Raw genomic sequence first — 6,225 nt, forward strand, 5'->3', positions numbered from 1 at the left:
GCTACTGGGTCGTCACCTGGTTGAACGGCAGCTTCGGCTCCACCCACGGGAACACCACGAACATCAGCAGCGCCACCACACCGAGCACCAGCACCACCGCGGTCACGACCCGCACCGCAGTGGGGCCGGGCAGGTGCCGCCAGATCCACCCGTACATCAGCTGGTCTCCTTCAACTCGGGCGGGGTCTCGCCGGGCTTGGCCGGGTCCTTGGCCCACTGCTGCACCATCACCGCGTGCACGATGAGCCGCTCGCGGTCGGAGAAGCGCGGGTGGCAGGTGGTCAGCGTCATCAGCGTCGCCTGCTCGCCCACACTGGCCTCGGCACCCAGCTGCCCGGGCACCGGCGCGATCACCGCACCCTGCGAGGGGGCCACGATCTCCTGCCCCACCACCTGGGCGTACGGCCCGCCGAGCGGGGAGACGCCGCGGCAGCGCGGGTCGGCGCCCTTGCCCGCCGCCCAGCCCGCGACCTCTTCGGACTTGGGCAGCACCCGGTAGACGAACCAGCTGTAGTGCGTCTCCACCACGATCGCGTCGCAGGAGTTCAGCAGGTCGACGTCGTTGAACGGGGCACCCTTGCCCACCCGGTGCCCGGCGACCGCGAAGTTGCCGGGTTCACCGGGGTAGGCGGTGCCGGTGTAGTGGCCGGGGCCGATCTCGAGGGTCTTCTCCGTGGTGCCCTCGATGATGGTGAACGAGTAGTCAGTGCCGAAGGCGGGCACGTACATCTTCGCGAAGCCCGAGCCCTCGGCGAGCCCCTGGAACCGCTCGACCCGCTCCGGGTCCTCGGGGGCGGCGGCCGGGTCGGACTTCCACCGGTCGTCCAGGGCGGTCGTCGCCTCGCGCTGCTTGCCCGCGGAGACGAGGTCGGTGACGTACACCTCGTAGACCACGAAGAGCAGCACCACCAGGCCGGCGGTCATTAACACTTCACCGATGGTGCGGATGACGGAGCGCAGCGTGTCAGGCCGTTCAGGCCGCTCACCTGGGCCGACGAGGCCACTGGGCGTCGGGCCGCCCGGGTCGGGAGTGGTCACGCGGGCTCCTCTCCGCATGTTATTTCCGCATCGTTGGCGACTGGTGATTCGCCGACCTGCTCAGCTACGTTAACGTGTTGCATCGGCGGGAGTTGCGCCCATGCCAGCACGACCGCATCCAACGCATCACGTCAGGCGAGGACAGCATGCCGAAGTCCAAGGTCCGCAAGAAGGCCGCGTACACCCCGCCGGCCGACCGCCGCACGCCTGTGAAGGTGAAGCCGGCTGGGCCGTCACACCCGATCTACATCGCGGTGATGCTCGGGGTGATGCTGATCGGCCTCGCCTGGCTGGTCGTCAACTACATCGCGGGCGAGAAGATCGGCTTCATGGCCGACCTGGGGAACTGGAACTTCGCCATCGGCTTCTCGCTGATGATCGCGGGCCTGCTGATGACCATGCGGTGGCGCTGACCTGCGGTTGGTCACCCAGCACCGGACCGAGGTACCCGTGCCGTTCACCGCGCAGGGTCACCGCCGCTACGCCAATCAGCGGGCAGTGACTGAACCACATGGATGTAAGTCATCCCCATTGTGGATAACTACTGTGGATGAATGCCCGTGACGCCTGGGGACAGCTCTCGCACGTGGGCCGCCGAGCCCAAGGTCGTGGTCGTCGGCTGGCTACTGGCCGCCGTCGCCGCCCTGGTCGCGGTGCTCATCGGCGATCTTCGGGGCAGTCTGCTGCTCGCCGTCGCCGCGCTGCTGCTCGGGCTCTTGGCGCTGTTCGGCACCCTCGCGCGCCCTCGGCTCGCCGCTGACTCGACCGGGATAACCGTCCGGGGGTTGACCCGGGGCAGGCACTGGACCTGGGGCGAGGTCAACGTGCGGCTGGTCCGCACCCGCAGGTTCGGCCGCGACTCCACCGCCGTCGAGATCGACGCCGACAACGCGGCCGAACCCACCCTGGTGCTGCTCGGCAGGCTCGACCTCGGCGTCGACCCGCAGGAGGTCGTCAACGACCTCCTGCGACTGCGGACCTGAAACCAGCTCAGCAGTCCGGCGCGCGGAAGTTGACCAGCGCGCAGACCTGGTAGAGGTCCTCGACCGCCGGGGTCCGCACGATGAACGCCGTCACCAGCAGCACCAGCACCGCGATCGCGGTGCCCGCCTGCCACGCGATCCGCCCGTTGGCGGGCGCGTAGACCATCGCCGCGGTGACCAGCGCGCCGATCACCAGCCCGCCCAGGTGGGCGAGCAGCGAGATGTTCGGGATGGACACGCTGATCGCCAGGTTCACCGCGAGCACGCCGATGACGTTCATCAGCACGTGCTTGTCCTGCTTGAGCCGGATGACCGCCACGACCAGCCCACCGAGCAAGCCGTAGATAGCCCCGGAAGCCCCCGCGCCCTCGACGTTCAAACCGCCGAACAGGTACGGCGCCGCGCTGCCGCCGAGCAGGGCCAGCAGGTAGACCACGGCGAAGCGGACCTTGCCCAGCAGCATCTCCATGTCGCGCAGGAACCACAGCGCGATCATGTTCACCACCAGGTGGATCGGCCCGAAGTGCAGGAAGCCGCTGGTCAGCACCCGCCACCACTCGCCGTCGGCCACCAGCGGCGGGTACTCGCTGAGCCGGTGGAACAGCTCGGACCGCTCGTTGTTGAACAGGTCCTTCGCCAGCGCCGCGGTGATGGCGAACATCGCGACGTTGATCGCGATCAGCACCGGCACCAGCACCGGCTTCTCGGCCAGCCGGGCCCCGGCGACCGTGGTCGGTTGGCGCACCGACCGGCGGCCCTCGTTGACGCAGTCGACGCAGTGGAACCCGACGGAGGCGGGCACCAGGCACTCGGGACAGGCGGGCCGGTCGCACCTGGTGCAGCTGAGCGCGGTCGGCCGGTCCGGGTGCCGGACGCAGGCGGGCAGGCCCGCCCGCGTCCGGTCCTCAGGCTGGTGCGGTGGTGTGCTCACCTAGCGCTCGATGCCGACCTTGGTGATCACGACATCGGTGACCGGCTTGTCGTTCGGGCCGGTCGGGGTGCGGCCGATGGCGTCGACCACGGTCCGCGACTCCTGGTCGGCCACCTCGCCGAAGATCGTGTGCTTGAAGTTCAGCCACGTCGTCGGGCCCACCGTGATGAAGAACTGCGAGCCGTTGGTGTTGGCGCCCGCGTTGGCCATGGCCAGCAGGTACGGCTTGTTGAACTGCAGTTCCGGGTGGAACTCGTCGGCGAACTGGTAGCCCGGGCCGCCGCGGCCGGTGCCCGTGGGGTCGCCGCCCTGGAGCATGAAGCCCTCGATCACCCGGTGGAAGATCGAGCCGTCGTAGAACGGGCCCGACGTGGCGCCCTGTGCGTTGTTCTCGCTGTACTGCTTGGTGCCTTCGGCCAAACCGACGAAGTTGGCCACGGTCTTGGGAGCGTGGTCGGGGAAGAGGTTGATCCGGATGTCACCCTGCGAGGTGTGCAGGGTGGCGGTCACCTTGGTCCCGACGAGGGATTCGTTGCTGTCTGCCACGCCCATCATCGTGCCATCTTCGGCGGGATCCGTCCGGAAGGGGCAGGATTGAGCGGGTCGGCAAGTCCCTGGAGCACACACGATGGACGAGGTGAAGCCATGACCCGGGCCGGAGAGACGGTGGGCAAGGCCGTCGGCACCGGCTGGCGCGCGGTGCGCCAAGGTGCAGTACGGGCCGGACAGGCCGGTGCCGAGGCGGCGCACGTCGCCGAGCAGCGGCTCGCCGCCAAGGGCGTCGCGCCGCAGCAGGTGGCCGAGGCGCTGGCCGAGACCGCGCAGGTGGCCCGGCAGGAGGTCCTCGAGACCACCCGCCGCACCCGCAAGCGGCTGGCCAAGACCGCGGCGCAGACCCGCAAGGACCTGGCCAAGGCGGCCAAGCAGGCGCGCAAGAACGCGGCGAAGTCGCCCGCGGCCAAGCGCGCCACCAAGGCGGCCGGACCGGTGAAGGCGCAGGTCAAGCAGCTGAAGAAGGACCTGAAGCCGCAGGTGAAGCAGTACCGCGGTGAGCTTCAGGAGCAGATCAAGGCAGCTCGCGCCGCGGCGAAGGAAGCCGCCAAGGACCCGGCGAACAAGCGTCGCCGGTGGCCGTGGCTGCTCGCGCTGCTCGGCGTCGGCGCCGGTGCGGCCGTCGCGCTGCGCGGCAAGTCGCAGGCGAAGCCGGCGCGCGTCGAGCCGCAGCCCGCGGCACCGAAGCCGCCGGTGGCCAAGACCACCGAGACCGCGGCGACCACCGCCAAGAGCACTGGTGCCGAGTCGGTCGAGAAGCCCAAGCCGGAGGCCCCGGCGGCGGAGCGCAACGGCCAGGCGAAGCCCGCCAAGCCGATCTCCTCCGAGAAGAACTGAGCGCAGTACGGCCGGTGGCCGCGTCCCTGAAGTGGGACGCGGCCACCGGCGTGTCTAGAGCTTCAGGTTCTTGATCACCGTCTCGGTGATCCGGCGCGCCTTGATGGTCTGCTCCTGGTTCGAGGTCACCACCACCGCCGTCCCCGCCTTGGCGACCGCGTAGACGGCTTTGCCATCCCCCGAAAGAGAGCCACCTTTCCACCCGCTGGGTGACGACGCGGGACTGGAAGTGGCGATCGGCGCGGCCTCGTCGACGAGCGCCTTGGCCACCGCGGCCTCCCCCACGTAGATCCGCACGGTCAGCTGGACGCTGCCGTCCGGCCGGTAGAAGAAGCACGCGGGCTGGGGCTTGTCCGCCGACGTGCGCACCTTGGTCACGTGCTGGCCGTTGGCCTCGGCCACCACCGAGCTGGTCAGGTAGGGGCACGGTCCGTCGGCGACCGGCTCGGGCGCGGCGGGCACCGCGACCGGGGCCGACCCGCTCCCGCCGGGCGACGGCGCGATGGACGCGGCGGGCGAGCTGGGCCGCGGCGCGGCCGCGGGCTGCTCGGTGGCGCAGGCCGCGAGAGCCAGCAGGGGCGCGGCGATGATCACGACTCGTTTCATGGCGGGGCAAGTCAACCAGATCACGCAAAGTGTGGTCCCTGCCACTCATTGAACCCGATGGCGCTGCACGGCATTACTCACAGTGTGGCCACGGCCACGGATGGATGACACCCCTGTTGTTCCGAATGAAAGAGAGCCAGACATGGACCTGTTCGACAGAACACGGGACCACGTACTAGCCCTGTTCCGGATCGTCATCGGCTTCCTGTTCGCCACGCACGGCGCGGCAACGCTGTTCAACGTGCTGGGCGGCCCCAAGGGCGGCCAGGTTCCCGCGTTCGCCGCGTGGCCGGGCTGGTGGGCCGCGGCGATCCAGCTGGTGGGCGGCGTGCTCGTCGCCCTCGGCCTGGGCACCCGGGTCGCGGCGATCGTGTGCTCGGGCTCCATGGCGTACGCGTACTTCACCGTGCACCAGGAGATCGGCACACTCCCGCTGCAGAACGGCGGCGAGACCGCGGCCCTGTTCGCCTGGGCGTTCCTGCTGCTCGCGTTCACCGGCCCCGGCAAGTGGGCCGTCGACGCGGTGTTCTCCCGCGGCAAGCAGGAGACCGGGGTCCGCGAGGAGCGGGCCGGCCTGGCCGCCTGAGCCAGACCGGTGAACCGTGACCGTCCCCTCCCCCGAACGGGAGACGGTTCAGCTCTTCCGGCGCCGCACACCAGCGAGGGTGGCGCCGACTCGCATGGTGTGGCGGGCAGGCGCTCTCGTCCAGCGCCCCCGCCACACCGCCGCAGCTCAGGCGAGGATCAGGCGAGGGCCGCGTCCAGGGTGATCTCGGTACCGGTCAGGGCAGCCGAGACCGGGCAGATCTGCTTGGCCGTCTCGGCGAGCTCGGCGAACTTCTCCGCCGCCAGCCCCGGCACCGAAGCCCGTGCGGTGAGCACGATCCCGAGGATCCCGAACCCCTCCCCCTTCTTCCCGAAGGTCACCACGGCGTTCGTCTCGATCCGCTCCGGCGGCGTCCCGTTGGCCCCGAGCAACCCCGAGAGCTGCATCGAGTAGCAGGACGAGTGCGCCGCCGCGATCAGTTCCTCCGGGCTGGTCTGCCCATTGGCCTCCTGCGCCCGCGACGGGAACGAGACGGTGAACGCCCCCGCCCCCGAGGTGTCCAGGCTGACCTCACCCTTCCCCCGAGCCAGGTCCCCAGTCCACACCGTCGTCGCCTTGCGATCAGTCATTGCCCGTTCTCCTCCACCACGAATCAACCGTCCCCACCAGTCAACCCGCCCACCCCACCCCCCGCATCGCCACCCCGCCACACCCAATGCATCCACGAAAGC

Annotated in this window: 10 protein-coding genes; 4 read left to right on the top strand and 6 right to left on the bottom strand. The window is 70.0% G+C overall.

Annotated features, from left to right (window positions below):
• Position 1 precedes the first annotated feature (1 nt).
• Both QSK30_RS24325 and QSK30_RS24330 read right to left on the bottom strand, forming a co-directional pair.
• Positions 2-157, bottom strand: coding sequence for a hypothetical protein (locus tag QSK30_RS24325; RefSeq protein WP_285506079.1), 156 nt, complete (start codon positions 155-157; stop codon positions 2-4).
• The gene (locus QSK30_RS24330; RefSeq protein WP_285506081.1) at positions 157-1,038 is read right to left on the bottom strand and encodes a class E sortase; all 882 of its coding nucleotides are present in this window, start codon (positions 1,036-1,038) and stop codon (positions 157-159) included. Before QSK30_RS24330 ends, QSK30_RS24325 begins: the two co-directional genes overlap by 1 nt.
• Positions 1,039-1,184: 146 nt before the next feature.
• On the opposite strand from QSK30_RS24330, the gene crgA reads away from it, so the two are divergent.
• Both crgA and QSK30_RS24340 read left to right on the top strand, forming a co-directional pair.
• The gene (crgA, locus tag QSK30_RS24335) at positions 1,185-1,451 is read left to right on the top strand and encodes a cell division protein CrgA (protein WP_285506084.1); all 267 of its coding nucleotides are present in this window, start codon (positions 1,185-1,187) and stop codon (positions 1,449-1,451) included.
• A gap of 141 nt (positions 1,452-1,592) precedes the next feature.
• Positions 1,593-2,021: a PH domain-containing protein gene (locus tag QSK30_RS24340; protein WP_285506086.1), complete on the top strand. Its 429-nt coding sequence runs from the start codon at positions 1,593-1,595 to the stop codon at positions 2,019-2,021.
• 7 nt (positions 2,022-2,028) lie between these two features.
• On the opposite strand, the gene QSK30_RS24345 is transcribed toward QSK30_RS24340, so the two are convergent.
• Complete coding sequence (locus QSK30_RS24345; protein WP_285506088.1) at positions 2,029-2,952, bottom strand: rhomboid family intramembrane serine protease; 924 nt, start codon at positions 2,950-2,952, stop codon at positions 2,029-2,031.
• Positions 2,953-3,507: a peptidylprolyl isomerase gene (locus QSK30_RS24350; RefSeq protein ID WP_502871878.1), complete on the bottom strand. Its 555-nt coding sequence runs from the start codon at positions 3,505-3,507 to the stop codon at positions 2,953-2,955.
• A 90-nt stretch (positions 3,508-3,597) separates the two neighbouring features.
• Here QSK30_RS24350 and QSK30_RS24355 point away from each other — a divergent pair, with 90 nt between their 5' ends.
• The gene (locus QSK30_RS24355) at positions 3,598-4,341 is read left to right on the top strand and encodes a hypothetical protein (protein WP_285506092.1); all 744 of its coding nucleotides are present in this window, start codon (positions 3,598-3,600) and stop codon (positions 4,339-4,341) included.
• A 54-nt stretch (positions 4,342-4,395) separates the two neighbouring features.
• Here the strand turns inward: QSK30_RS24355 and QSK30_RS24360 are convergent, their stop codons facing one another.
• Positions 4,396-4,947, bottom strand: coding sequence for a DUF2020 domain-containing protein (locus tag QSK30_RS24360; protein WP_285506094.1), 552 nt, complete (start codon positions 4,945-4,947; stop codon positions 4,396-4,398).
• A gap of 142 nt (positions 4,948-5,089) precedes the next feature.
• Here QSK30_RS24360 and QSK30_RS24365 point away from each other — a divergent pair, with 142 nt between their 5' ends.
• Entirely contained in the window at positions 5,090-5,533 is a 444-nt protein-coding gene (locus QSK30_RS24365; RefSeq protein ID WP_285506096.1) for a DoxX family protein, read from the top strand.
• Positions 5,534-5,691: 158 nt separating this feature from the next.
• On the opposite strand, the gene QSK30_RS24370 is transcribed toward QSK30_RS24365, so the two are convergent.
• Positions 5,692-6,123: an OsmC family peroxiredoxin gene (locus tag QSK30_RS24370; protein WP_285506098.1), complete on the bottom strand. Its 432-nt coding sequence runs from the start codon at positions 6,121-6,123 to the stop codon at positions 5,692-5,694.
• Positions 6,124-6,225 lie beyond the last annotated feature (102 nt).

The sequence above is a fragment of the Actinokineospora sp. NBRC 105648 genome (assembly GCF_030269645.1).
Lineage (GTDB): Bacteria > Actinomycetota > Actinomycetes > Mycobacteriales > Pseudonocardiaceae > Actinokineospora.